Genomic DNA, 26,206 nt, shown 5'->3' on the forward strand with positions numbered 1-26,206 from the left:
TCTACAGCCCGAAGCTTCCCGGCCCGCGCCTGCGCAGGTACTTCTCGAACTCCGCGGCGATCGCGTCACCGTCGATCTTCGACATCGTCTCGTTGAGATCGAGTGCCGCGTCGCCCCGTTCCTCGAGCGAGCGCACGTATTCGCTGATCTCCTCGTCGCCGACGGTCATCTCGTTCACCGCGGCCTCCCACTCCTCGGCTTGAGCAGGCAGCTCACCGAGCGGCACCTCGATGTCGAGGACCTCCTCCACCCGGTGCAGCAGCGCGATCGTCGCCTTCGGATTCGGCGGTTGTGACACGTAGTGCGGCACGGCGGCCCAGAACGACACGGCGGGCACGCCCGCCTTCACGCACTGGTCCTGCAGCACGCCGGTGATCCCGGTCGGACCCTCGTAGCGTGTCTGTTCCAGATTGAATCGCTCGGCGGCCTCGGGGCTGTAGGCCGAACCGGTGACCGGCACCGGCCGGGTGTGCGGCGTGTCGGCCAGCAACGCGCCGAGGATCACCACCGTCTCCACACCCAGCTGTTCGATGAACTCGAGCAGGTCGTTGCAGAAGCTGCGCCAGCGCATATTGGGTTCGATCCCGCGCAGCAGCACCACGTCGCGATCGCTGCCGGGCGGCGAGCACACCGACAACATGGTCGAGGGCCACTGGATCTCCCTGGTCACCCCGTCGACCTGACGCACGGTCGGCCGGTTCACCTGGTAGTCGTAATAGTCCTCGGAGTCGAGTTCGGCCAGCGGCTCGGAGTCCCAGAGCAACTCCAGATGTTCGACCGCGCCACTGGCGGCATCTCCGGCGTCGTTCCAGCCCTCGAAGGCCGCGACCAGCACGGGATTGCGCAACGTCGGCAGTTCCGTCTCGGGGGTCTCACTGGCATCCACCAGGTCAGCCTAGTGTCTTGTGCCAATTGTTTTGTGGCGACCGGCAGGGTTGCGTGTTGTGTGGCCCGGGCCACTGGATCACCGACAGTGGTCTCGTGTGTCGGAGGCGCCCACTAGTCTTGAACCATGCCTGCGTCCTTGCCCACCACTTTCGATACCACGCTCCTCGACACGCTGCGACGCCGTGTCGTCATCGGCGACGGTGCGATGGGCACGATGTTGCAGGCCGCGGACCTCACGCTCGACGACTTCCGCGGCCTCGAGGGATGCAACGAGATCCTCAACGACACCCGCCCCGATGTCCTCGCCGACATCCACCGCGCGTACTTCGCGGCGGGCGCGGACGCGGTGGAGACCAACACCTTCGGGTGCAACCTGCCCAACCTCGCCGACTACGACATCGCCGACCGGATCCGCGACCTGTCCGAGCGCGGCACCCGTATCGCCCGCGAGGTGGCCGACGAAATGGGCCCCTCGGCCGACGGCACCCCGCGCTACGTCCTCGGGTCGATGGGTCCGGGCACCAAGCTGCCGACGCTGGGCCACGCCCCGTTCGCCGCGTTGCGCGACGCCTACACCGAGGCCGCGCTCGGCATGCTCGACGGCGGCGCCGACGCCATCCTCATCGAAACCTGCCAGGACCTGTTGCAGGTGAAGGCCGCGATCACCGGCAGCCGCCGGGCGATGCTCGCCGCCGGTCGCCGGATCCCGATCATCACCCACGTGACGGTGGAAACCACCGGCACCATGCTCGTCGGCAGCGAGATCGGTGCGGCACTCACCGCGCTGGAACCCCTCGGTATCGACATGATCGGCCTGAACTGCGCCACCGGGCCCGACGAGATGAGCGAGCACCTGCGGCACCTGTCTCGCCACGCCACCATTCCGGTGTCGGTGATGCCGAACGCGGGTCTGCCGGTGCTCGGTGCCAAGGGCGCGGAGTACCCGCTCACCGCCGAGGAGCTGGCCGTCGCGATGAGCGGTTTCGTCTCCGAGTTCGGGCTGTCGATGGTGGGTGGTTGCTGTGGCACCACGCCCGAGCACATCCGTCAGGTCGCCGAGGCGGTGCGCGAGGTCGAAAAGACGCTGCCGCCGATCGACGATCGCCGTCACCCCGAGCACGAGCCCGCCGTGTCGAGCATGTACACCGCCGTGCCGTTCGAACAGGACGCCTCGATCCTGATGATCGGCGAGCGTACGAATGCCAACGGCTCCAAGGCTTTCCGTGAGGCGATGCTGGCCGCCGACTGGCAGCGCTGCCTCGAGATCGCCAAGGACCAGACCCGCGACGGCGCGCACATGCTCGACCTGTGCGTCGACTACGTGGGCCGCGACGGCGCCGCCGACATGAACGAGCTGGCTTCGCGTCTGGCCACCTCGTCCACCCTGCCGATCATGCTCGACTCCACCGAGGTCGCGGTCCTGCAGGCGGGGCTCGAGCACCTGGGCGGCCGGTGCGCGGTGAACTCGGTGAACTACGAGGACGGCGCCGGTCCCGAGTCGCGATTCCAGCAGATCATGGCGCTGGTCGCCGAGCACGGTGCCGCCGTGGTCGCGCTGACCATCGACGAAGAGGGTCAGGCCCGCACCGCCGACCACAAGGTCGCCATCGCCGAGCGGCTGATCGCCGACATCACCGGCAACTGGGGGCTGGCCGAGTCCGACATCATCATCGACACGCTGACCTTCACCCTCGGCACCGGCCAGGAGGAATCGCGCAAGGACGGTCTCGAGACCATCAACGCGATCCGCGAACTCAAGCGCCGCCACCCGCAGGTGCAGACCACCCTCGGTTTGTCCAACATCTCCTTCGGCCTGAACCCGGCCGCCCGGCAGGTGCTGAACTCGGTGTTCATGCACGAGTGCGTGGAGGCCGGGCTCGACTCGGCCATCGTGCACGCCTCGAAGATCCTGCCGATGAGCCGGATCCCCGACGAGCAGCGCGAGACCGCCCTCGACCTGATCTACGACCGCCGCGGCGAGGACTACGACCCGCTGCAGAAGCTCATGGCCATGTTCGAAGGCGTGTCGACCGCGTCCTCGAAGGCCTCGCGCGCCGAGGAGCTGGCCGCGCTGCCGCTGTTCGAGCGCCTGGAACGCCGCATCGTCGACGGTGAACGCAACGGTCTCGGCGAGGATCTGGACGAGGCGATGAAGTCGGTGCCGCCGTTGCAGATCATCAACGAGACGCTGCTGTCGGGCATGAAGACCGTCGGTGAGCTGTTCGGGTCGGGTCAGATGCAGCTGCCGTTCGTGCTGCAGTCGGCCGAGGTGATGAAAACCGCGGTGGCGCACCTGGAACCGCACATGGAGGCCACCGACGACTCGGGCAAGGGCCGCATCGTGCTGGCCACGGTGAAGGGCGATGTGCACGACATCGGCAAGAACCTGGTCGACATCATCCTGTCCAACAACGGCTACGAGGTGGTGAACCTGGGCATCAAGCAGCCCATCGCCACCATCCTCGACGCCGCCCAGGACAAGAAGGCCGACGTGATCGGCATGTCCGGCCTGCTGGTGAAGTCCACCGTGGTGATGAAGGAGAACCTGGCCGAGCTCAACGCCAAGGGCGTGGCCGAGCAGTTCCCGGTGCTCCTCGGTGGTGCCGCACTCACCCGCTCCTACGTCGAGAACGACCTCACCGAGGTCTACGACGGTGAAGTGCACTACGCGCGTGACGCTTTCGAGGGCCTGCGGTTGATGGACGAGATCATGACCGTCAAGCGCGGCGGTGGCCTCGACCCCGACAGCCCCGAGGCGATCGAGGCGAAGAAGAAGGCCGCCGAGCGCAAGGTCCGCCACGAACGGTCCAAGCGGATCGCCGCCGAGCGCAAGGCCGCCGAGGCGCCCATCGTGGTGCCCGAGCGTTCCGACGTGGCCGCCGACCTGCCGGTGCCGACCCCGCCGTTCTGGGGCACGCGTGTGGTGAAAGGCCTTCCGCTGGCGGAGTATTCGGGCCTGCTCGACGAGCGGGCACTGTTCCTCGGGCAGTGGGGTCTGCGCGGGCAGCGTGCTGGTGACGGGCCGAGCTACGAGGAACTGGTCGAGACCGAGGGCCGTCCCCGGCTGCGGTACTGGCTCGACCGGCTGGCCACCGAGGGCGTGTTGCAGCACGCCGCCGTGGTGTACGGGTACTTCCCGGCGGTGTCGGAGGGCGACGAGGTCATCGTGCTGACCGAGCCGCAACCGGACGCGCCAGAACGGTACCGGTTCGCCTTCCCGCGTCAGCAGCGTGACCGGTTCCTGTGCATCGCCGACTTCATCCGCTCGCGGGACAAGGCACGCGAGACCGGTCAGGTCGACGTGCTGCCCTTCCAGCTGGTCACCATGGGTCAGCCGATCGCCGACTTCGCCAACGCCCTGTTCGCGGGCGACAGCTACCGCGACTACCTCGAGGTGCACGGTATCGGCGTGCAGCTCACCGAGGCGCTGGCCGAGTACTGGCACCGCCGGGTGCGTGAGGAACTGAGCATCGACGGGCAGTCGGTCGCCGACAGCGACCCGGCCGATGTGCAGGACTACTTCAAGCTCGGCTACCGGGGCGCGCGGTACTCCTTCGGCTACGGTGCCTGCCCGGACCTCGAGGATCGCGCCAAGCTCGTCGACCTGCTCGACGCGGGCCGGGTCGGGGTGACGCTGTCGGAAGAACTGCAGCTGCATCCCGAGCAGTCCACCGACGCCTTCGTCCTGCTGCATCCCGAGGCGAAGTACTTCAACGCCTGAGATCGGTGTTCGGTGATCGGGCCGGTCCACCTGGGACCGGCCCGATTCGTACTGTGCCCGTTGTGAATCTGATCACGAACCGGACCGGTCGACCATGGTGGTCGATGGTCGGCAACGGAATCGAAGCGCTGAGGCACGTAGGATTTTCGGAAGTTTCATCCCGCTGTGGCGCGGAGGGCTGGACGACTCGGCGGTAAGCAGGAGGGGCACACGTTATGACATCGGATCGGTTGATCGCGGGACGCTATCGACTCACCGACCCGATCGGCACGGGTGCGATGGGCGTGGTGTGGCGCGCCACCGACATCCGGTTGCGGCGCACCGTCGCGGTCAAGCAGGTGCTGCTCGCGCCGGGTCTCACCGGAACCCAAGCGCTGGAAGCGAAATTGCGGGCCATGCGTGAGGGCCGCATCGCCGCCCGCCTGCACCACCCCAACGCGATCACCGTCTTCGATGTCGCCGAAGAGGACGGCCAGCCGTGGCTGGTCATGGAATACATGAACGCGCCGAGCCTCGCGGTGAAGATCTCCGGCGGGGCGACGCTGTCGCCGATCGAGGTGGCCGGGATCGGCGCGCAGGCCGCGGCGGCGTTGTCCGCCGCGCACGACGCCGGAATCATGCACCGCGATGTGAAACCGGCCAACCTGCTCGTCGGTGACGACGGCACCGTCAAGCTCACCGACTTCGGCATCTCGCACGCCACCGGCGACGTCACCGTCACCGCGACGGGGTTCCTCGCGGGCACCCCCGCCTATCTGGCGCCCGAGATCGCCCGTGGCGACAATCCGAAACCGGCCGCCGACGTGTTCGCCCTCGGCTCCACGCTCTACGCCGCCGTCGAGGGCGCGCCGCCGTTCGGCGAGGGCGACAATCCCCTCGCTGTCCTGCACGCCGTCGCACGCGGGGTGGTGCCCGAGCCGAAGAAGGCGGGCCCGCTCGGACCGGTGCTGATGTGGTTGCTCACCGCCGACGATGCCGAGCGCCCGACCATGGCACAGGCGCGGCGCGCACTGGAAGACGTTGCGGCAGGGCGTGTTCCGGCGCTGCCTGCCACCGCGACCAAAGTGCTCGACCTGGGCGGGACGACAACCTCCGAGCCGCAGGCGCCCTCGGGTGGGGGAGTGAAGGCCGCCGGGTTGCTCGGCAGTGGCCTGGCTTTCGCCAAGGCTGCCCGCTCGGCGATCACCGGCGGTTCCTCGGGTGCGAGCGCGCCGGGTCTCGTCGGGCCGCCACCTCCGGCCGGACCACGCTTGCCCGAGCCGGCACCGGCACCCGGTGATGTCGACTCGGCCGCGGCCACCGAATTTCTCGGCGGGGTCCGCGATGCCGGTGCGCCCGACCAGCCGTCGCCCGCGCGCCCGCCCGCTTTCACCCCTGCGCCTGCCCGCATCGATTCGTCCAACAACCGTGCCGTCCTGTTGCTGGCCGCCGCCGTCGCCGCGTTCACGGTGATGCTCGTGGTCCTGGTCGTCACCCGTGACCGTGGCGGTGACGCCGGGCAGCAGGCGCAGGATCCGCCCTCGCCCGTCACGGTGACCACCCTGGTCGACGGCAAGGTGAGCACTGTCGTGATCGTGCCCGAGCAGGAGACGATCACCGTCTCGGCGCCGCCGCCGTCCGGGGCCACCACCGCACCCACCTCCACCCCGGCCACGAGCAGCGCGACCACCACCCCGCGCCCCACCACGACCACCATCACCACGACACCGTTCGGCCCACCGACGCCCGAACGCATCAACCAGTTCATCGCGAGCTATTACGGGATGCTGCCCGGCAACACCAGTGGTGCCTGGTCGCGCCTTGCCCCGGGCTACCAGGCCCAGACCGGCGGCTTCGGTCAGTACTCGTCGTTCTGGTCGACGGTGCGCTCGGTGACTGTCGGATCGATCACCCCCAGCGGGCCCGATCGCGCGGTCGTCTCGCTCACCTACCACCTCACCAACGGGTCGGTGAGCTCGGAGAACCGCTGGATCCAGGTAACCGGCGACGCGGGCAACCTCCAGATCGCCGGATCAGGGGTATAAACCGAACCCGTTAGGCTTGACCGGGCCCCGCGAGCGCTGGTGCCGGCGAGACGACGAGAACGAGGCGAGTGAACACGTGAGCGTGCGACCGGCCGCGGTGCTGTGGGACATGGACGGCACACTGCTCGATTCGGAAAAGCTGTGGGACATCGCCGTGCGCGAGCTGGCCCGCGAACACGGCCACGAGATGAGCGACGAGTTGCGTCACTCCCTCATCGGTGCTTCCGGGCCCAATGCGCTGCGCATGCTCTTCGACGGTATCGGCGTCACGACGACCCCGCAGGTGATCGCGGCGGCGGGGGAGTTCCTCGAACAGCGCGTCACCGAACTGATGCTCGGCCCCATCCCGTGGCGCCCGGGCGCGCTCGACGCGCTGAACATGGTGCGCGCCGCGGGTCTGCGCTGCGCGCTGGTGACCAACACCAAACGCTCGCTCACCGAGTACGGCCTCGACACCCTCGGCAGGCACTTCTTCGACCTGTCGGTCTGTGGTGACGAGGTGGCCCACGGGAAGCCCGCGCCCGACGTCTACCTGCGCGCGGCCGAACTGCTCGGTGTCGATCCGGCCGACTGTGTCGCGCTGGAGGACTCGCCGACCGGTGCGCTGGCCGCGCAGGGGGCCGGCTGCGCGGTGATCGTGATTCCCTGCGAAATCGAGGTTCCCGAGGTCGCCGGGCGGGTATTCAGGGAATCACTGAACGGATTGTCGGTGGCCGACCTGCGTGCCGCCTTCGCCGCACGGGACGAACGGGCCACTGCCACCGCGTGATAGGGCGTAATAGCCTACCGTGATAATTCCGTCATCGGGGTGGAATTTACGAAAACTGTTGTGGCACAGATGAATTCATCTCTCTGTGATCTGTTCGGGATTGGCCGATTCGACCGAATCCCGGGCGTGTCACAGAATTTTCGCGCAAACTGTTTCCATGACAGGCACGCGGGGGCTTGACGAAATCGTCGACATCGCACGGTATCCACTCACCGATCCGGGTGATCCGGGGAGACAGGCCGCGATCGACGCGGCCCGTGCCGAACTCGCCGAGGACGGCTGTACCGTGCTGCGGGAATTCATCCGCCCGCAGCTGCTCGACACCCTGCGCGCCGAGGGTGAGGCCATCGCCCCGCACGCCCACTACAAGGTGGAGCGGGTCAACGCCTACAACATTCCGCTCGACGCCGACCTGCCCGCCGATCACCCGGCGCGCATCGTGCTCGACCGGGGGAACGCCTTCGTCGCCCGCGACCACATCCCCACCGACGCGCTGATCCAGCGCCTCTACACCGACCCGGTGTTCCAGCGCTTCGTCGCCGACTGCTTCGAACTCGACGAGCTGCACGAATTCGCCGACCCGCTGGCCGGGCTGTGTCTGAACGTGGTCGAGCCGGGCATGTCGCACCCCTGGCATTTCGACACCAACGAATTCACCGTCAGCATGCTCACCCGCCGCCCCGACTCGGGCGGTGTCTTCGAGTACTGCCCCAACATCCGTGACCCGCACGCCGAGAATCTCGACGACGTGCGGGCCGTGCTCACCGGCGAGGGCGGGCGCTTCATCCGGGCGCTCGAGCTGCGCCCGGGCGACCTGCAACTGTTCAAGGGCCGCTTCTCCCTGCACCGCGTCACCGAGGTGACCGGTGCCGGACAACGACATTCGGCGATCTTCGCCTACACGGACCGGCCAGGGGTGATCGGCACTGTCGAACGCACCAGGCAGCTGTTCGGCCGTGTGCTACCCGATCACGTGGCCGCCGCGGCCGCCGCCGTCCGAGGTGACCGACTGCTCGACTGAGAGGAACCCATGTCCGTTCCGTTGCACACCACCGGTAAAGCATCCTTCGACGACATCTACGAGAGTCCGGACCCGCGCGCGTATTTCGCGCGCATGAACGAGCTGGACTACCGGATCCCGGAACTGGCGAAGCCGCATTTCGCCGAGCAGTTGCGCCAGCTGCGCGCCGCGCGTCCGGACCGCATCCCGACGGTGCTCGATCTGGGCTGCTCCTACGGAGTGAACGCGGCGCTGCTGCGGACCGACACCACCGTCGACGAGCTGGCCACGCACTACCGCGACCACGCCGACACCGACCGCGTCGGCCTCATCGCGGCGGACCGGGAGCGGTTACGCACCGACCTGATGCCCGACGTACGCTTCATCGGGATGGACGCCGCACGCCCGGCGCTGACCTACGCCCACGCCGCCGGACTCCTGCACGACTACGTGCACGCCGACCTCGAGGCCACCGAGCCCACCGAGGCACAGCGACGTGTGCTCGCCTCCGCCGATCTGGTGATCTCCACCGGATGCGTCGGCTACATCACCGAGAAAACCCTGTCCAGGGTCGCGCAAGCCGATCCACACAAGCGACCGTGGATGGCGCACTTCGTGTTGCGGATGTTCGACTTCGATCCCATCGCCGCCGAACTCGCCGCGCTCGGCTATCGCAGTGAGCAGCGGCCCGGTATGTTCCAGCAGCGTCGCTTCGCCTCGGCGCAGGAACGTCAGCAGGTACTCGATGCGTTGGCGGCCAAGGGAATCGACACCACCGATCACGAAGCCGAAGGCTGGCTCTACGCCAACCTGTTCCTGTCCCGCCCGCATCCCATCGAGACCTGAGGATCTGGATTGAACCAACCCACGTTCGCCGCCGAAGACACCCTGCCCCGGGTTCCGCTGCCGACACTGGAAGACAGTTGCGCGCGGTTCCTGCAGTGGTGCGCTCCGCTGCTCGGCGCCGAGGAATACGCCACCACCGAGGGCGCGGTAGCCGAGCTGCTGCGCCCCGGTGGGGCCGGGCGCACCCTGCACGCCGCGCTGGCCGAATACGACGCCACACCCGGTGTCGGCAGCTGGCTCGACGAGTTCTGGCCCTCGCGGTACCTGGGCCGCCGCGACCGGATCGCGCTCAACGCCAACTTCGTGTTCCTGTTCCGTGACGACACGCCGCTGGCGTCGTCGACGGTGGCGGGGCAGGCCGAGCGGGCCGCCGCGCTCATCGGCGCCGCTGTCGACTTCAAGCTGGCCCTGGACGCGGAGAAGATCCCGCCGGTCACCCAGCGTGGACAGCAGTTGTCGATGTGGCAGAACAAGTACCTGTTCTCCGAGACCCGGATTCCCGGCGAGGTGCAGGACTCCGTTCGCAAGCCCTACAGCGACGAATGGCCGGGGCCATCGAACGCCCGCCACATCGCGGTCTTCTACCGCGGCAACATCTTCCGGATGGATGTGGTCGGGGTCGACGGTGCGCCGTACGCGTTCTCCGACCTCGTCGACGGGCTGCGTGCGGTGATCAAGGCGGGCACCAAGCCGGCCGCCACCGATACCTCGGTCGGTCATCTCACCACCAAGGCGCGCGCCGAATGGGCCCGCAGCCGGGCCGCCCTGCGCACCGTGCCCGCCAATGTGGAGGCGTTCGACGTCATCGAGACCGCACTGTTTTCGGTGTGCCTCGAGGACTTCGCGCCCCGCGACGAACTGCACGCCTGCGATCAGCTCCTGCACGGCGACAGCGGCAACCGCTACTTCGACAAGTCGGTGTCGTTCATCGTCTTCGCCGACGGCCAGGCAGGCATCAATATCGAGCACTGCGGGCTCGACGGCACAACGGTGCTGTCGTTCGTCGACGCGCTGCTCGAGCGCGGCGCCGACGACCACGCCGCCACCAGCGGTGCCAAGGCGCAGGGACTGCCCGCCGTCGAGCCGGTCGAGTTCGAACTCGACTCGGCGGCACGCGCCGATATCGCCGCCGCCGGAGCGGATTTCGCGAAGTTCGCCGCCGACACCGCCACCTCGCTGGTGTCGTTCGACGACTTCGGCACCGCCGACGCCAAGAAGCTCGGCATCTCGCCGGACGCGTTCGCGCAGTTGAGTTATCAGCTCGCGCACCGGCGCAGCAAGGGCATCACCGGGGCGACCTACGAGTCCATCGCGACCCGCCAGTTCCGCAACGGCCGCACCGAGGCCATGCGGGTGGTGACACCGGAGATGGTGGCCTTCGTCGACGCCATGGTCGACCCCGAGGCCGACCAGGAGACCAAGCTCGCCGCCGCGCGGGCCGCCGCCACCGCGCACGTGAACCGCGCCAAGGAATGCCAGGCGGGCCAGGCACCCGAGCAGCACCTGTGGGAGCTCGAGTGGATCCAGCGCCGCCGCGGTGCCGAGCTCGGTGTGGACGGTGAGCGGATCGCGTTGTTCGACAGCCCCGGCTGGACGGTCATGCGTGACGACTACCTGTCGACCAGCTCGGCGCCCTCGCAGTACATCCGCTACTTCGGTTTCGGATCCACCAGCCCGCGCTGTATCGGCATCGCCTATGTGCTGCTGCCGGACCGCTGGAACATCTACCTGGCCACACCGAAGTCGGTGTCCGATCAGATGTACGCGTTCGCCGACCACCTGCGCACGGCGGTTGGTGAGCTGCGGGAGTTGTTGGCGTGAGTTGGCCGGGTACGCGTGTGTGGGGCGCGTACCCGGCACTTTTGGGTTTGCGCCCATGAAGTGCTGGCTGTGTTTTTGGAGCGCTGGCGCGCTCGAGCGCGGCCCCTGGAGGGCCGCGAGTTAGCCACCGTTGCTCGCGCTGCGCGCATGCGCAACGGCGGCTAACTCGCGGCCGGGCCGCTACGCCGCTTCGCGGCGATCCCTCCTCGAGGTCGGGATGTGCGGGGTTGGGGAGGCTGTCATGGCGGACTGCTGGGAATCCGGACCGGGGTGCGCATCACTCAGGGCCTCCAGCTAGCGGGTTGCCGGTGTGCGCCTCAGCTCAAGACGCAGGCTCCTGTGTCGACTGAAGCGTTGCTGACGCCGGCGGCTGCCAGCTCTGAGGCGACCTCGTCGAGGGTCAGTACGTAGCCTGTGTCGTCGTCGGTCACGGCGGCGCCGAAGACGACGCCCAGTACCTGGCCTTCGGTGTCGACCAGGGGGCCGCCCGAGTTGCCTGCGCGGACTTGGCCGCGAACTGTGTAGACCTCGCGTTCGACAGTTCCGTCGCGATGAATCGTCGGGCCGGTGAGGTCCAAGGTTTCGCGGACGCGGGCCGCGCTGGCGGTGTACGGCCCACCGCCGGGGTAACCGAGCACAATCGCGCTCTCGCCGGATGCGGCGGGCGTGGGTGCCAGCGGAATCACCGGTGAAGTCAGGCCGGGGACCTCGAGGACCGCGATGTCCTTTGACGGGTCGAACAGCACAACGTTGGCATCGAGCGGTCCGCGTGCGGTATCGACCGACACGCTGGTGGTGCCTGCGACAACGTGCGCGTTTGTCATCACGCGCTCCGGCGCTACGACGAAGCCGGAACCTTCCAGCGCGCGCTGGCAGCTCGGGGCGACACCACGGATGCGCAGCACACTCGGCTGCAACGAGGCGGCGACGGGGCTGGCCAGAACGCTCGGGTCGGGGGGTTCGACAGCGGCGATGGGCGCGCGGCCGAAGGGTCCGATGACATCGGGAAGCCCGGAGGTGTTGAGCAGTTTGGAGAACTCGTTGGGCAGCTTGCGCAACCAGGCGGGGGCAACGGCGTTCACGTCGGCGAGCACTCGGGAACCGTTGATGGCGGCAGCCACACCTGGTTGGGAGGCCGTGGCCAGGGGCAATGCCATCAGCCAGGCGGCGACCAGCACCGTGAGCGCCTGCAGCACCGCACCGACACCGCTGTCGACACTGCGTGCGAACGGATGCCGGATGCCGGAGCGGGCGGCCCGGCCGAGGACCATGCCTGCGACCTCACCGACGATCACCAACAGCACGATCAGCAGGATGCCGCCGAGTACCCGGCTGCGGCCCTCACTGAGGTGCTTGAGGATGTGCGGTGCGATCAGAATGCCCGCGACGGCACCGAGCGCGACGCCGAAGAACGCCAGCGCCGAGGCCACCGCCCCTTGCCGCCACCCGGTGGATGCCGCGACCAGCGCGATCAGCACCACCGCGATATCGAGCCACACCGAGGCGCTCATGCTTGCGCCTCGCAGACGTTCGGCTCCGACATGACGGCGATGACAGCTGTGCCGATGTGCCGCGCGCTCACAGGGTCATTCCGACCGCAGCCAGCGAGCTCTCCAGATCACGCACGTCGCCCCGATCCCAGTCTCGTTCCCACCCAGCAGTTTTGATGATGCCGGCGAGGATACCGCCGGTGAGTCCCCACACCAGCATGCCGTCGACCTGGAAGGCGGGACTCTGGTAGCCGAGACTGCCACGCACCATGAATCTGTGTGCGGGATCGAGTAATTCGCTCAGCGGCACCCGGACCACCCGTTCGGTTTCGCCCTGGTCGACGACCCGCACCTCGCTCGGCTCCCGCCACCAGGCCAGCACGGGGGTGACGTCGAATTTCGACGGCGGTACGAACAGGGTGGGCAGGGTCGCGAAGGGCTGCACGCCCGACGGGTCGAGGCCGGTCTCCTCCACGGCTTCGCGCAGGGCGGTGCCGACCGGGCCGTCGTCGCCGGGGTCCTCGGCGCCGCCGGGGAAGGCGACCTGGCCGCGGTGCTGACGCATGGTCGAGGCGCGCTGAGTGAGCAGCACCTCGGCGTCGGCGGGTGGTGCTCCGGGGCCGCCGTCGGCGGAGCCGCCGAACAGCACGAGTACCGCCGCTCGCCTCGGTTTGCCGGTGATCGACATGGCGCGGCGCAGGGCGCGGGAGGTGGCGAGGGTGTCGTCGGCGTCGGGGCCGCCGTGCCTCGTCGCCGGGTGGAGCCAGGCCGGAATCCCGGAGTCGTCCAGTCTCGCCACACCGTTCACGCTGTCATCCTCTTCGCCTGCCACCACACAACGCTGTCTGTCATACCGTGATACCGAGCTTCGCGGCGACCGTATCGGCGATGTCGGTCACGTCGGCGAAGGTTCGCACCTCCACACTCGCCACGCTGCCATCCGCGCGCAGCAACACCGAAACCGGGAGTACCGGCGGCGCGCCGACCGCGCCGCGCACCGCGGCCGCCGGGTCGGAAACGCCGGGCAAGGTGATGCCGAGACCCGAGAGCCGCGCGAGCGCTTTCGCCTCGTCGGGATCGCTGTGCACGGTGAGGACGGTGAGCGCCGAACCCGCACGCTGCGCGAATTCCTGCAGGTGAGGAAGCTCGGTGGCACAGGGACCACACCAGTAGGCCCAGAGATTGAGGAGCGCGGGCTTGCCCGCGAGGGCGGCGGCCAGGTCGGCTCGGGTCCCGTCGGCGAGGCAGCCGACGGTGAGCCCGGCCAGCGGCCCTGAACCGGACGTGCCGGGGGCTGCGACGGGACAGGCTGTCAAACCGGCGGCGGCACGTTCGGCGGCCGACACGCCCGACTCCTGTTGCGAAGTTTTGCGAGTTTCGGTGGAGCCGGAATCATCGCGCGGCCACAGGGCGACCGTCGCCGCGACGACGAGGATCAGTGCGGCGAGCACCCAGCGAACGCCGGGACGGGCGAGCGGGGACGCCTCGCTCACAGCCCGGCCATTTCCAGCAGGTGATCGCGCTCGGGCCCCTTCACCAACTCGGCGGCCACGGCGGGATCGGTCGGCCCGGCACCGAAGGAGGGGCAGTCGTTGGACAGCACGCAAGCGCCGCAGGCGGGTTTGCGCGCATGGCACACGCGGCGGCCGTGGAAGATCACCCGGTGCGAGAGCATCGTCCAGTCCTTGCGCTCGAACAGCTCGCCGACCGCGTGCTCGACCTTCACCGGGTCTTCCTCCGCGGTCCACCCCCAGCGGCGCACCAACCTGCCGAAATGGGTGTCGACCGTGATACCCGGCACATCGAAGGCGTTGCCGAGGATGACGTTGGCCGTCTTGCGCCCGATGCCGGGCAGCTTCACCAGTTGGTCGAGGGTGTGAGGCAATTCACCGTCGTATTGCTCCACCAGCGCCTGGCCCAGACCCATGAGCGCGCTGGTCTTGTTGCGATAGAAGCCGGTGGGCCGAATGAATTCCTCCAGCTCCACGCGGTTGGCCTCGGCATAATCGCGGGCGCTGCGGTACTTGGCGAACAGCGCGGGAGTGGTGAGGTTCACCCTGACGTCGGTGCACTGGGCCGACAGGATCGTCGCGACCGCCAATTCCAGTGGAGTCGTGAAGTCGAGCTCGCAGTGCGCGTCCGGGAAAGCCTCGGCGAGCGTGCGGTTCATCCGGCGGGCACGACGGACCGTCCCGATCCGCGTTTCCGCAGCTATAGCGCGATTCTTGCGTTTGCGGACCGCCGTGATCCCGGTGGTCACCGGCACCGGAACGGCGTCGCCTGCGGCGGCGGTTGCGGGGGAAACGGGCACCGCACCACCATACGGAACCGGTCCGACAACATTGCGCGACCGAGTTGGGCACCTGTGTTCCATCTGAGACCTGGACCGTGTTTACTGCCTGTCATGCAAGGACTCGCTGTGGTGCTCTTCCCAGTGCTGTTGATGCTGTTCGCGCTGGGGATGGAGCGGGTCGAGAATCGGCTCCGCAAACTTCTCGAACCCGATGAAGAGGTTCAGCAGTACCTGGACAACGCCAGCAACGCCGAAGTGAAAGAACTGACCAAGCTCGGGCTTCCCGCCGCGGTCGCGCGGGTGCGCAAGCGCCGCGCACGGACGCCGGACATGGACGTCGCCCGGGCCAGCTGAACCATCTCCTCATTCCCCGCCGACACAGTGTCGCGGCTCGCGCAATCCACTCTTTACGTGGTGTCTGTCACTGTGCTGCCGTAATGCCGCGTAGACTGCGCTGTTGGTCGATTCGCTCGACCAGGTTCGCAAGCCATATCCCATAAGGAGCACATTCGTGGACGAGGCCCTCGCCAGAGCAGGCATCTTCCAAGGCGTCGAGCCCACCGCGGTGGCCGCGCTCGCCAAGCAGCTGCAGCCCGTAGATTTTCCGCGCGGCCACGTCATCTTCAACGAGGGCGAACCCGGCGATCGGCTGTACATCATCACGACGGGCAAGGTGAAGATCGGCCGACGTTCCCCCGACGGCCGGGAAAACCTGCTGACCATCATGGGTCCGTCCGACATGTTCGGTGAACTGTCGATCTTCGACCCGGGTCCGCGTACCTCGACCGCAACCACGGTCACCGAGGTCCGCGCCGTCACGATGGACCGCGACGCACTCAAGTCGTGGATCGATCAGCGTCCCGAGATCGCTGAGCAGCTGCTGCGCGTGCTTGCCCGACGCCTTCGCCGCACCAACAACAACCTCGCCGACCTCATCTTCACCGACGTGCCCGGCCGTGTGGCCAAGGCGCTGCTGCAGCTCGCACAGCGTTTCGGCACGCAGGAGGCCGGTGCGCTGCGCGTGACGCACGACCTGACCCAGGAAGAGATCGCCCAGCTGGTCGGTGCCTCGCGCGAAACCGTCAACAAGGCGCTCGCCGACTTCGCACATCGCGGTTGGCTGCGTCTCGAGGGCAAGAGCGTGCTGATCTCGGATTCGGAGCGTCTCGCGCGTCGCGCGCGCTGACGTCCGGCGATTCGTCTGCCGTCCCGGTACGGCGGTCCACCGCGTGTGGCTCATGAGGATGAGGGCCTCGTCCACACCACGGCGGTTCCGTCATGCCGGGACTTCGGCGTTACCGCACACGACCTGATCGCCGACACGCGCGGTGCCGGCGATCAGGAAGCGGTCAGCCCTTCTCGGCCCGCAGGTATTCCAGCTGGGCCCGCACCGAGCTCCGCGCCGCGGGCCACAGGCGTTTGTCCACATCGGCGTACACCTTGCGAACAACAGCGAGAGCGCCCGCGTCGGAGCCCAGCTCCACCAGCGCCGCCCGGACCTGGTCGAGCCGTTCGCGGCGGTGGTTCAGGTAGTACCGCACCACCGGCTCGGCATCGGGGTGATCGGGACCGTGGGCGGGCAGCAGCGCCTTGCCCGCGCCGTGCTCGAGCAGCAGCTCCAGCGACGACAGGAACGCGGCGAGCGCACCACCCGAGGATTCGAGCACCGTTGTGCCCTGGCCGAGCACCGTGTCACCGGTGACGACCGCGTCGTCGAGCAGGAAACTCACCGAGTCACCGGTGTGGCCCGGCGTCGCGAGCACGGTGATCCGTAGCCCCGCCGCCTCGATGACCTCACCGTCGGCCAGCGGAGTCACGGTGCCGCGCAGGTACTTCGGATCCACCGCCCGTACCGGTGTCCCGGTGGCCTTCACCAGGTGATCGATGCCGCCGGTGTGGTCGGGATGGTGATGGGTGATGAGGGTGAGGGCGATGCGCCCACCGGTGGCCGCGACGATGTCGGCGGTGTGTTTCTTGTCCTTCGGGCCCGGATCGACGACCACATAGTCGTCGCTGCCGGGTCCGCGTAGCAGCCAGGTGTTCGTCCCGTCGAGCGTCATCTGGGACGGGTTGTCGGCCAGCAGCACCGACGCGGTCGGCGTGACCTGCCTGACCTGGCCGTACGCGGGATGTTCCAGTGCCATGACGGCTACCTATCCGACCTCGACGATCAGTTCCACCTCGACGGGCGTGTTCTTGGGCAGTTCGGAGACGCCGACGGCCGAGCGCGCGTGCACGCCCGCCTCGCCGAACACCTCACCGAGGAACTCCGAGGCACCGTTGATGACGATCGGCTGATCGGTGAACCCCGGTGCGGAGGCGACGAAGCCGACGACCTTCACGATCCGAACGACCTGGTCGAGCCCGACCAGATCGTGCACCGCGGCGAGCGCGTTGAGCGCGCACAGCCGCGCGGCCTCCTTGGCCTGCTCCACATCGACCTCGGCGCCGACCTTGCCCACCGCCGACAATTCACCGTCGACGAACGGCAGCTGACCCGAGGTGTACACCAGCGAACCGGTGCGGATCGCCGGGATGTAGGCCGCGACGGGGGCGGCGACCGGCGGCAGGGTGACCCCGAGCCGGTCGAGCGCGTCCTTCCACGCGGTGGCCACGACTACTTCCGCCGCTTCAGGTAGGCGACGTGCTGTTCGCCGGTCGGTCCGGGCAGCACCGTGACCAGCTCCCAGCCGTCGGCGCCCCACTGATCGAGGATCTGCTTGGTCGCGTGCGTCAACAGCGGCACGGTCGCGTACTCCCACAGGGTGACTTCACTCATGGTGTGAGTTTAGGGCTCACCCCGACCATCCCCGCGAAACGGGTTATAGGCTCGGCGACGTGGGAGCACCAACAGCAGAGCCGGTTTCCTCGGTTCCCGAGCCGACGACCGGCTGGCCAGAGCGCGCGGTCAAGGCCCGTTTGCATTACGTGACAGGCAAGGGCGGCACCGGCAAGTCGACGGTTTCGGCCGCGCTCGCCCTCGCCCTGGCCGCAGGGGGACGCAAGGTGCTGCTGGTGGAGGTCGAGAACCGCCAGTCCATCGCGCAGCTGTTCGACCGGCCGCCGCTGCCGCCCACCGAAACCCAGATCGCCACTGCCGACGGTGGCGGCGAGGTGGTGGCCCTGGCGCTGGACACCGAGTACGCCTTCCTCGAATACCTCGACATGTTCTACAACCTCGGCTTCGCGGGCCGGGCGATGCGCCGGATGGGCGCCATCGAGTTCGTCACCACCATCGCGCCCGGTCTACGCGATGTGATCCTCACCGGCAAGATCAAGGAATGCGCGGTGCGCGTCGGCAAGGACGGCAAACCCGCCTACGACGACATCGTCGTCGATTCGCCGCCGACCGGGCGGATCGCGTCGTTCCTCGACGTCACCCAGGCCATGGCCGAGATCGCCAAGGGCGGCCCGATCGCCTCGCAGGCCGAGGGCGTCTCCAAGCTGCTGCATTCCGATCAGACGATGATCCACCTGGTCACGTTGCTCGAGGCGCTGCCGGTGCAGGAGACCGCCGACGCGGTCGCCGAACTCACCGCGAACGATCTGCGCATCGGCACGGTGATCGTCAACCGGGCGGCCGCCGGTCAGCTCACGCCCGCCGACCGGGTCGCCGCCGTCCGCGGTGAACTCGACACCGCCGCGATCGCCGCCGGACTCACCAAGGCCGGAATCACCCTGTCCGACAACGATTTCGCCGGCCTGATCACCGAAACGGCCGACCACGCGACGATGCTCACCGCCCAGGACGCGAGCGCCGCCGAGCTGGCCGAGGTCGACGTCCCCCAGCTGCATCTGCCCGCGCTGAGCGACGGCATGGATCTCGGCGGGCTCTACGAACTGGCCGAACAGCTATCCGCGCAGGGAGTGCGATGAACGACCGTGTGACCACCCCGCCTCCCCTCGATGTCGCCGAGATCATCGCCGACCCGCAGGCCAAGGTCATCGTGTGCTGCGGTTCCGGCGGTGTCGGCAAGACGACGACCGCCGCATCGATCGCGTTGCGCGCGGCGGAGTCGGGCCGCAAGGTCGTTGTGCTCACCATCGACCCGGCGCGCAGGCTCGCCCAGTCGCTCGGCGTCGCCGAACTCGACAACTCACCGCAGCGCGTGGAGCTGGGCCCCGAGGTGCCGGGCGAACTGCACGCGATGATGCTGAACATGCGCCGCACCTTCGACGACATGGTGCTCGAGCACACCAGCCCCGAGAAGGCCGAGCAGATCTTCGCCAATCCGATCTATCAGACGGTGGCGTCGTCGTTCGGCGGCACGCAGGAATACATGGCGATGGAGAAGCTGGGGCAACTGGCCGCGCGCAAGGAGTGGGACCTGATCGTGGTCGACACCCCGCCCTCGCGCAACGCCCTCGACTTCCTCGACGCGCCCAAACGGCTCGGCACGTTCCTCAACGGGAAGATGATCCGGCTCATCATGGCGCCGGGTCGCGGTGTCGGCCGGTTCGTCACGGGAGCGATGAGCCTGGCCATGCGCGGGGTGTCGACGATCGTCGGCGGGCAGATGCTCAAGGACGCCTCGACGTTCCTGCAGTCGCTCGAGTCGCTGTTCGGCGGTTTCCAGGACCGGGCCGAACGCACGTTCGCGATGCTGGCCAAGCCGGGCACCCACTTCCTCGTCGTCGCCGCGGCGGAACCGGACGCGTTGCGGGAGGCGTCGTTCTTCGTCGACCGGTTGTCGACCGAGCAGATGCCGCTGGCCGGTCTGGTGCTCAACCGAACGCATCCCGTGCTGACGAGCCTGTCCGGCGATCACGCGCTCACCGCCGCCGATCAGCTCGCCGACACCGACCCGCTCACCGCGTCGGTGTTGCGCATCCATGCCGAGCGGGTAGCCACCGCCAAACGGGAGCAACGGCTGCTGCACCGGTTCACCGGGGCGCATCCCAAGGTCCGGATCGTGTCCGTGACCGCGCTGCCGTTCGAGGTCTCCGACCTCACCGCCTTGCGTGCGGTCGGCGATCAGCTGACCGGCGAAGCCGCTTCCTAATCAGACATATCGGCTATCGCTTGCTTCGGCGGTGGTACCCGCCAACGGCGCCGATCCCGCAAACCCAGCGGTCTCGGCGCCGTTGTGGTATTCGCTGTGTCAGATGGCCACTTGGTGCTGTCGCTGAGCCTGGAAGAAGTCGGCCCAGGAGGTCACATCGGGGTGCTGCTTGAGCAACGCTCGTCGCTGGCGTTCGGTCATGCCGCCCCACACGCCGAACTCCACCCGATTGTCGAGGGCATCGGCGCCACACTGCATCAATACCGGGCAATGACGGCAGATCGTGGCCGCCTTGCGCTGCGCCGCACCGCGCACGAAGAGCTGATCCGGGTCCACTTCCTTGCATCGCGCCTGGGCAACCCAAGCGATCCTTGCCTCGGCCTGCTCTACATCCAGTCGAGCGATGGGGGTTGTGATGTGCATTTGATGTGCCCCTTTGCAGTCCGAACACCGTTGTGCGGCGCTCCAGAATCGCGAGCGCGGATCACAGCAACCCAACTACCGCTGCGTTCCGCACCACATTCCACTTTGAGTGTTAGCTCTATCACACTGGGTTCTCAATCTAGGTAAAGGTATGGCCGTTACGCAAGACCGGCCGCCGATTTTTTGGTACGGGCGTCCATTCAAATCGCGTGTCGACGCGGCAGCGGCGCTGTTCACCGGCGTGCCCGGCCGCGACACGCCGATGTGATCATTTTGTTGACACGCCCGAGCAACCCCCCTGGCACCGGCCGGACAACCGACGTCGGCCAGCAGACCGTGTCCCTCGACACGCCACCCTTTAGTCTGGACCGGTGCCGATCACTCAAACGCTTGCGAGGCTGGCCGGCAGCTGCGCGCTGGCCGCCGTGCTAGTCGCCGGGCTGTTGTTCCCCTTGGCCGGTGGGTTCGGGTTCATCTCCAACCGGGCCGCCGATGCCGTCGACAACGTGTCAGCCGAGCTGGTGGAGGGCACCGTCCCGGCTGTGTCGACGATGGTCGACGCCAACGGGACACCCATCGCCTGGCTCTACGAGCAGAGACGGTTCGAGGTGCCGAGCGATCGGATCTCGAACAACATGAAGCTGGCGATCGTGTCCATCGAGGACAAGCGCTTCGCCGACCACAAGGGTGTCGACTGGCAGGGCACGCTGCGCGCGTTCCTGACCAACACGTCCTCCGGTGAGGTGCAGCAGGGCGCCTCGACGCTGGATCAGCAGTACGTGAAGAACTTCAACCTGCTCGTCGTCGCGAAGACCGACGCCGAACGCCGCGCCGCCATCGAGACCACCCCCGCGCGCAAGCTGCGCGAGATCCGGATGGCGCTCACCCTCGACCGCGAGCTGTCCAAGGACGAGATCCTCACCCGCTACCTGAACCTGGTGCCCTTCGGCAACGGTTCCTACGGCATCCAGGACGCCGCCCAGACCTACTTCGGTGTCGACGCGGCCGACCTGAACATCACCCAGTCGGCGATGCTGGCGGGCATGGTGCAGTCCAGCTCCAAGCTGAACCCCTACACCAACGTCCAGGGCGTCACCGACCGCCGCAACACCGTGCTCGACACGCTCATCCAGAACATCCCGAGCCGGGCCGAGGAGTTCCGCAAGGCCAAGACCGAACCGCTCGGCGTGCTGCCCGAGCCCAAGGGTCTGCCGCGTGGCTGCATCGCCGCCCAGGACAGGGGCTTCTTCTGCGATTACGCCCTGCAGTACCTGGCCGAGTCGGGCATCAGCCGCGAACAGATCGACAAGGGCGGCTACCTGATCAGGACCACCCTCGACCCGGTGCTGCAGGAATCGGTGAAGCGGTCGGTCACCGAGCACGCGCCGCCGGACCTCGAGAACATCGCCGAGGTCATGTCGGTGGTCTCCCCCGGTCAGGATGCACACCACGTGCTGGCGATGGCGTCGAGCCGCACCTACGGCCTCAACCGCGACGCCAACGAGACGCTGCTCGGCCAGCCGTACTCGCTGGCCGGTGACGGCGCGGGCTCGATCTTCAAGCTGTTCACCACCGCCGCCGCCATGGAGAAGGGCCTCGGCATCAACGCCCAGGTCGACGTGCCGAGTGTGTACGCGGCCAAGGGCATGGGTTACAGCAACTCGCCCGGCTGCCCCGCCGACTCCTGGTGTGTGAAGAACGCGGGCAACTACCCGGGTTCGATGTCGGTCACCGACGCGCTGGCCACCTCGCCGAACACCACGTTCGTCAAGATGATCCAGGACGTCGGCGTCTCCGCCGCGGTCGACATGGCCGTGCGCCTCGGCATGCGCGCCTACACCCAGCCCGGCACCTCCGGCCACGGCAACACCAGCCTGGCCGACCACATCAAGAACAACAACATGGGTTCGTTCACCCTCGGCCCGTTCGCGATCAACCCGCTCGAGCTGTCGAATGTGGCCGCCACGCTCGCTTCGGGCGGCAAGTGGTGCCCGCCCTCGCCGATCCGCGAGGTGATCGACCGGTATGGCAAGACTGTGCCGCTCACCCAGCAGGCCTGCGAGCAGGTGGTCGACCCCGGTCTGGCCAACACCCTCGCCAACGCCATGAGCAAGGACGACACCTCCGGTACCGCCGCCGCGGCGGCCCGGGCCAACGGCTGGAACGCGCCGATGTCCGGCAAGACCGGAACCACCGAAAGCCACCGCTCCTCGGCCTTCCTCGGTTTCACCAACTCGCTCGCCTCGTCGGTCTACGTGTACGGCGACAGCCCGACCCCCGGCGAGATCTGCTCGTTCCCGCTGCGCAACTGCGGCGCGAGCGACGCCAACGGCCTGTTCGGTGGTAACGAGCCCGCCCGCACCTGGTTCGGCGCGATCAAGCCGGTGATCGACCGGTTCCCGCCGCCCGCCCTGCCGCCGCTGGACGACAAGTACGTGCGCGGCGCGAACAACTCCCAGGTTCCGGACGTGGCGGGCAAGTCACAGGGCGAGGCCACCTCGATCCTGGTCGGTGCCGGTTTCCAGGTGTCGGCGGTGACCAGCCCCGGCTCGCAGCCCAAGGGCACGGTGATGGGCAGCTCGCCGAACGGTTCGGCCATTCCGGGTTCGGTCGTCACGATCTACATCAGTGACGGGTCGGTCCGGGTGCCTGCGCCGACCACGCCGCCACCCGCCGCGCCGCCGCCGGCCATCCCGGGTCTGCCGCAGATTCCACGTCTGCCACCGATCCCGATCCCGGTGCCGCGTTAGACACCACAAGGGCCGCCGTCCAGTCCGGACGGCGGCCCTTGTCGTTCGGTTCTACAGGCGCGACTTGACCGCCGCCGACAGCCGCGAGCCGTCGGCCCGGCCGTTCGCGAGTGCCGTCGCGGCCTTCATGACCTGCCCCATCTGCCGCATTCCGGGCCGCTCACCGAGTTCCTCGGCGACCTGGGCGATGGCGGTATCGGCCACCTCGGCCAGCTCCGCCTCGGTGAGCTGCGTTGGCAGGTACTCCTCGATGATCGCTTCCTCGGCGCGCTCGTTCGCGGCCAGCTCACCGCGCCCGTTCTGCTCGTAGACCGTCGCCGACTCGTTGCGCTTCTTGGCTTCCTTCTGCAGGACGGCCACCACATCGGTATCGGACAGTTCGCGCGCCTGCGTTCCGGAGACCTCGGCGTTCTGGATCGCGGCGAGCAGCATCCGCAGGGTCGACAGACGCAGTTTGTCCTTGGCTTTCATCGCGGAAGTCATATCCGCGCGCAGCTGTGCTTTCAGTTCCGACATGGGGTCACGGTAGCCCGAACGCCCGAAAACTCCCATCACATTTCGACACCGACAGATACATCCGGGTGAAATTCCCGACTCTTGTGCGGAAACACACGCGCCGATCCGGGAGGGGGTCACCTATGCTGGGCAAATGCCCGTTATCTCGACGACCGCTGTCCGCCGAACCGCGTTGGGAGCCGCCGGGGCCGCCGTCGCAGGCATCGGTTACGCCACTCTGATCGAACGGAACGCGTTCGTCCTGCGTGAGGCCACGATGCCGGTGCTCGCACCCGGGTCGCCGACCCTGCGCATTCTGCACCTCAGCGACCTGCACATGATGCCGGGTCAGCAACTCAAACAGCAGTGGCTGCGCGAACTCGACCGCCTCGAACCCGACCTGGTCGTGAATACCGGTGACAATCTTTCCCACCCCAAGGCCGTGCCCGCCGTTGTGCAATCCCTCGGTGCGCTGCTGGCCCGTCCCGGCTTGTTCGTGTTCGGTTCCAACGACTATTTCGCACCGGTTCCGAAGAATCCGCTGAAGTATTTCGACAAGGATCATCGCCGCGTCTACGGTGACCCGCTGCCCTGGCAGGATCTGCGCGCCGCGTTCACCGAACGCGGCTGGCTCGACCTCACCCACACCCGCCGTGACCTCGAAGTCGCCGGCATCCGCATCGCCACCGCGGGCGTCGACGACCCGCACCTGCAGCGCGACCGCTACGACACCGTGGCAGGCGCGCCGAACCAGTTGGCGCAGTTGAGCATCGGCCTCACCCACTCCCCCGAGCCCCGCGTGCTCGACCGTTTCGCCGAAGACGGTTACGACCTGGTGCTCGCCGGTCACACCCACGGCGGTCAGCTGGTCGTACCCGGTTACGGCGCGCTGGTCACCAACTGCGGTATCGACAAGTCGCGGGTGAAGGGTCCGTCGCAGTGGGGTGCGCACACCCAGCTGCACGTCTCCGCCGGCATCGGCACCTCACCCTGGGCGCCCTACCGCTTCTGCTGTCGCCCCGAAGCCACCCTGCTCACACTGGTCGGCGCGCCCCCGAAGCGTCCGGCCGCCGATGCGGGACACGACATCTCGGCCTCGGAGGCCGTCGCCCGCTAAGGTCGTCCCCCGAACGATTCTTGTCTCGAGGGGGCGGCCGTGAGTGCATCCGACGATCCGAACCTGTCCGGCGACCCCGGCGCGCAACCAGCAGATCCCACGGCGGTGTGGGCGCCGGGCGGCACGGGTCTGCCGCCGACCTTGCGGTGGGACGGGTCCGGGCCGCCGCCCGGGCTGCCGGATCCGACGCCGTGGAATCCGGCTGGGCCGCAGGTTTGGCAGGATCCCGGCGCACAGCCGGCCCGAGGGCAGTGGGAGGCGGCCGGCAGTCCGGGGCAGCCGCTTCCGAACCAGGTGGGGCCGGGCGGACAACCGAATCCGTGGGCAGCGCCCGGCAACCCGGCCCAGAACCGATCAGCACCCGGCGGGCAGCAGTGGGGCGCCGGGCAATCCCCCGCACAGTCTTCATGGGGCGCACCGGGATTCGGGATGCAGCCGAACGCGCAGTGGAATCACGGTGCGGGACAGGCCGGCTCATGGGTCCAGCCCGTGCAGAAGTACGGTGAGGTTCCGCCGCTCGAGCATTACGGGGTGCAGCCTTATGGGCAGCCCCTTCCCGGCGGGCCGAAATCCGGTGGGAAAGCTTGGGTTTGGGTGGCTGCGGGTGTGGCGGCGCTGCTGCTTGGCGGAGTCGCGATCACGGCCGTCGCGTTGTCCGGTGACGAGGCATCCTCGACGGCAGGCACCAGCACTCCCTCGATGGTCAGCGCCCTGACCACCTCACCGGCCCCGTCGTCGACCAAGCCGAAATCCACCACCCCCTCGCCGACGGGTGCGGCAGCCGGGAAGACCCCGCTCATCGAGGGCTACCAGGTCGTCGCCGCCCCCGACCGCGGCGCCGCCTACGACGTCCCACCCGGCTGGAAGGTCGCGACCGAGACAACCATCGGCGGCGTCGGCGAACCGCCCGGCGACACGGTGATCGGCAAGGGCTACGCCACCGACGGCCGCGACTACTGCCCCGGCTCCACCCGAACCATGTCCCTGCTCACCGGCTCCAAACAAACCGACCACGCCGCGGCGGGCGCCGAACTCGGCACCAAGGCGGCCCGCCTCGCCTACGACGGCGCCACCGGCACACCCCACCCCGCCGAACCCCTCACCTCGATCGACGGCACAACCACCGGCATGTTCACCGAAACCACCGGCACCGTCCCCACCCCCACACCCGGCTGCGCCCCCACCTTCGCCATCTACACCTACGCCTTCAAAGGCACCAAGGACGGCAGCTTCGTCATGGTCATGATCGCCGACACCGGCGTCCCCGACGCCATAGACCCCGCGACCGCCAAACGCATCTTCAGCTCCATCCGCGCCCTCTAACCCCACTTGACCAGCCAATTTAACGTTTCACACCCCCACGTTGTAAGCTACTTCAGGTTCGCCTCACGGGGTGTGGCGCAGCTTGGTAGCGCGCTTCGTTCGGGACGAAGAGGTCGCAGGTTCAAATCCTGTCACCCCGACGTGTTGGTTGAGACACCAAAAAGCCTCTGACCGGGTTCTCCTGGTCAGAGGCTTTTTGCATGTCCGCGTCTTCTCCCCCTTGGCAGGCCCGCCGAGGCAGCG

General features: G+C 68.1%; 23 protein-coding genes and 1 tRNA gene. 14 read left to right on the plus strand and 10 right to left on the minus strand.

Going from position 1 to position 26,206, the window contains the following annotated elements; all coding sequences use genetic code 11:
* Nucleotide 1: 1 nt before the first annotated feature.
* Nucleotides 2-886, minus strand: coding sequence for a PAC2 family protein (locus ACWEVR_RS05910; RefSeq protein WP_067492062.1), 885 nt, complete (start codon nucleotides 884-886; stop codon nucleotides 2-4).
* A 126-nt stretch (nucleotides 887-1,012) separates the two neighbouring features.
* Between ACWEVR_RS05910 and metH the strand changes: the two genes are divergently transcribed.
* The 6 genes from metH (at nucleotide 1,013) to ACWEVR_RS05940 (ending at nucleotide 11,069) form a co-directional block, all read left to right on the plus strand.
* The gene (metH, locus tag ACWEVR_RS05915; protein ID WP_452466005.1) at nucleotides 1,013-4,609 is read left to right on the plus strand and encodes a methionine synthase; all 3,597 of its coding nucleotides are present in this window, start codon (nucleotides 1,013-1,015) and stop codon (nucleotides 4,607-4,609) included.
* 215 nt (nucleotides 4,610-4,824) lie between these two features.
* Complete coding sequence (locus ACWEVR_RS05920) at nucleotides 4,825-6,633, plus strand: serine/threonine-protein kinase (RefSeq protein WP_452466006.1); 1,809 nt, start codon at nucleotides 4,825-4,827, stop codon at nucleotides 6,631-6,633.
* 76 nt (nucleotides 6,634-6,709) lie between these two features.
* Nucleotides 6,710-7,402 carry an HAD family hydrolase gene (locus tag ACWEVR_RS05925; protein ID WP_452466007.1) on the plus strand — a complete coding sequence of 231 codons (693 nt, stop codon included), beginning with the start codon at nucleotides 6,710-6,712 and terminating at the stop codon, nucleotides 7,400-7,402.
* Between the two features lie 157 nt (nucleotides 7,403-7,559).
* Complete coding sequence (locus ACWEVR_RS05930; RefSeq protein ID WP_356981920.1) at nucleotides 7,560-8,423, plus strand: HalD/BesD family halogenase; 864 nt, start codon at nucleotides 7,560-7,562, stop codon at nucleotides 8,421-8,423.
* A 9-nt stretch (nucleotides 8,424-8,432) separates the two neighbouring features.
* The gene (locus ACWEVR_RS05935; protein ID WP_357146472.1) at nucleotides 8,433-9,248 is read left to right on the plus strand and encodes a class I SAM-dependent methyltransferase; all 816 of its coding nucleotides are present in this window, start codon (nucleotides 8,433-8,435) and stop codon (nucleotides 9,246-9,248) included.
* A 9-nt stretch (nucleotides 9,249-9,257) separates the two neighbouring features.
* On the plus strand, nucleotides 9,258-11,069 hold the full coding sequence (locus ACWEVR_RS05940; RefSeq protein WP_452466008.1) for a choline/carnitine O-acyltransferase: 1,812 nt from the start codon (nucleotides 9,258-9,260) through the stop codon (nucleotides 11,067-11,069).
* A 317-nt stretch (nucleotides 11,070-11,386) separates the two neighbouring features.
* On the opposite strand, the gene ACWEVR_RS05945 is transcribed toward ACWEVR_RS05940, so the two are convergent.
* From ACWEVR_RS05945 to nth, 4 genes are all read right to left on the minus strand, one after another.
* Nucleotides 11,387-12,580, minus strand: coding sequence for a MarP family serine protease (locus tag ACWEVR_RS05945; protein ID WP_452466009.1), 1,194 nt, complete (start codon nucleotides 12,578-12,580; stop codon nucleotides 11,387-11,389).
* A gap of 67 nt (nucleotides 12,581-12,647) precedes the next feature.
* A complete protein-coding gene (locus tag ACWEVR_RS05950) occupies nucleotides 12,648-13,391 on the minus strand; it encodes an NUDIX hydrolase (RefSeq protein WP_376739947.1) in 744 nt (247 codons plus the stop codon).
* A gap of 16 nt (nucleotides 13,392-13,407) precedes the next feature.
* Nucleotides 13,408-14,052 (minus strand): redoxin family protein, encoded by a 645-nt coding sequence (locus tag ACWEVR_RS05955; RefSeq protein WP_452466010.1) that lies wholly within the window; start codon nucleotides 14,050-14,052, stop codon nucleotides 13,408-13,410.
* Complete coding sequence (gene nth, locus ACWEVR_RS05960) at nucleotides 14,049-14,729, minus strand: endonuclease III (protein ID WP_452466165.1); 681 nt, start codon at nucleotides 14,727-14,729, stop codon at nucleotides 14,049-14,051. The genes ACWEVR_RS05955 and nth overlap by 4 nt, the downstream gene beginning before the upstream one ends.
* Nucleotides 14,730-14,963: 234 nt before the next feature.
* On the opposite strand from nth, the gene ACWEVR_RS05965 reads away from it, so the two are divergent.
* Nucleotides 14,964-15,206, plus strand: coding sequence for a hypothetical protein (locus tag ACWEVR_RS05965; protein ID WP_067640470.1), 243 nt, complete (start codon nucleotides 14,964-14,966; stop codon nucleotides 15,204-15,206).
* Nucleotides 15,207-15,363: 157 nt separating this feature from the next.
* Nucleotides 15,364-16,038, plus strand: coding sequence for a Crp/Fnr family transcriptional regulator (locus tag ACWEVR_RS05970; RefSeq protein WP_040703546.1), 675 nt, complete (start codon nucleotides 15,364-15,366; stop codon nucleotides 16,036-16,038).
* Nucleotides 16,039-16,201: 163 nt separating this feature from the next.
* Here ACWEVR_RS05970 and ACWEVR_RS05975 read toward each other — a convergent pair whose 3' ends face one another.
* From ACWEVR_RS05975 to ACWEVR_RS05985, 3 genes are read right to left on the minus strand one after another with little or no spacing between them, the layout of a single operon-like run.
* Nucleotides 16,202-16,996: an MBL fold metallo-hydrolase gene (locus tag ACWEVR_RS05975; RefSeq protein WP_452466011.1), complete on the minus strand. Its 795-nt coding sequence runs from the start codon at nucleotides 16,994-16,996 to the stop codon at nucleotides 16,202-16,204.
* Between the two features lie 9 nt (nucleotides 16,997-17,005).
* Nucleotides 17,006-17,467 (minus strand): RidA family protein, encoded by a 462-nt coding sequence (locus ACWEVR_RS05980; RefSeq protein ID WP_067494498.1) that lies wholly within the window; start codon nucleotides 17,465-17,467, stop codon nucleotides 17,006-17,008.
* A 2-nt stretch (nucleotides 17,468-17,469) separates the two neighbouring features.
* Nucleotides 17,470-17,631: a DUF4177 domain-containing protein gene (locus tag ACWEVR_RS05985; RefSeq protein ID WP_110038224.1), complete on the minus strand. Its 162-nt coding sequence runs from the start codon at nucleotides 17,629-17,631 to the stop codon at nucleotides 17,470-17,472.
* Between the two features lie 59 nt (nucleotides 17,632-17,690).
* On the opposite strand from ACWEVR_RS05985, the gene ACWEVR_RS05990 reads away from it, so the two are divergent.
* On the plus strand, nucleotides 17,691-18,728 hold the full coding sequence (locus tag ACWEVR_RS05990; protein ID WP_452466012.1) for an ArsA family ATPase: 1,038 nt from the start codon (nucleotides 17,691-17,693) through the stop codon (nucleotides 18,726-18,728).
* Nucleotides 18,725-19,855 carry an ArsA family ATPase gene (locus ACWEVR_RS05995; RefSeq protein WP_452466013.1) on the plus strand — a complete coding sequence of 377 codons (1,131 nt, stop codon included), beginning with the start codon at nucleotides 18,725-18,727 and terminating at the stop codon, nucleotides 19,853-19,855. The genes ACWEVR_RS05990 and ACWEVR_RS05995 overlap by 4 nt, the downstream gene beginning before the upstream one ends.
* 99 nt (nucleotides 19,856-19,954) lie before the next feature.
* Here ACWEVR_RS05995 and ACWEVR_RS06000 read toward each other — a convergent pair whose 3' ends face one another.
* Nucleotides 19,955-20,278 carry a WhiB family transcriptional regulator gene (locus ACWEVR_RS06000; RefSeq protein ID WP_019044565.1) on the minus strand — a complete coding sequence of 108 codons (324 nt, stop codon included), beginning with the start codon at nucleotides 20,276-20,278 and terminating at the stop codon, nucleotides 19,955-19,957.
* A gap of 371 nt (nucleotides 20,279-20,649) precedes the next feature.
* On the opposite strand from ACWEVR_RS06000, the gene ACWEVR_RS06005 reads away from it, so the two are divergent.
* A complete protein-coding gene (locus tag ACWEVR_RS06005; protein ID WP_452466014.1) occupies nucleotides 20,650-23,028 on the plus strand; it encodes a penicillin-binding protein in 2,379 nt (792 codons plus the stop codon).
* 51 nt (nucleotides 23,029-23,079) lie between these two features.
* On the opposite strand, the gene ACWEVR_RS06010 is transcribed toward ACWEVR_RS06005, so the two are convergent.
* Nucleotides 23,080-23,544 (minus strand): GatB/YqeY domain-containing protein, encoded by a 465-nt coding sequence (locus tag ACWEVR_RS06010; protein ID WP_067494932.1) that lies wholly within the window; start codon nucleotides 23,542-23,544, stop codon nucleotides 23,080-23,082.
* Nucleotides 23,545-23,677: 133 nt separating this feature from the next.
* On the opposite strand from ACWEVR_RS06010, the gene ACWEVR_RS06015 reads away from it, so the two are divergent.
* From ACWEVR_RS06015 to ACWEVR_RS06025, 3 genes are all read left to right on the plus strand, one after another.
* The gene (locus ACWEVR_RS06015; protein WP_452466015.1) at nucleotides 23,678-24,640 is read left to right on the plus strand and encodes a metallophosphoesterase; all 963 of its coding nucleotides are present in this window, start codon (nucleotides 23,678-23,680) and stop codon (nucleotides 24,638-24,640) included.
* 39 nt (nucleotides 24,641-24,679) lie between these two features.
* Complete coding sequence (locus ACWEVR_RS06020; RefSeq protein WP_452466016.1) at nucleotides 24,680-25,963, plus strand: hypothetical protein; 1,284 nt, start codon at nucleotides 24,680-24,682, stop codon at nucleotides 25,961-25,963.
* A 66-nt stretch (nucleotides 25,964-26,029) separates the two neighbouring features.
* A tRNA-Pro gene (locus ACWEVR_RS06025) sits at nucleotides 26,030-26,103 on the plus strand.
* The last annotated feature ends 103 nt before the right edge of the window (nucleotides 26,104-26,206 follow it).

Source organism: Nocardia sp. NPDC003979 (assembly GCF_053605015.1).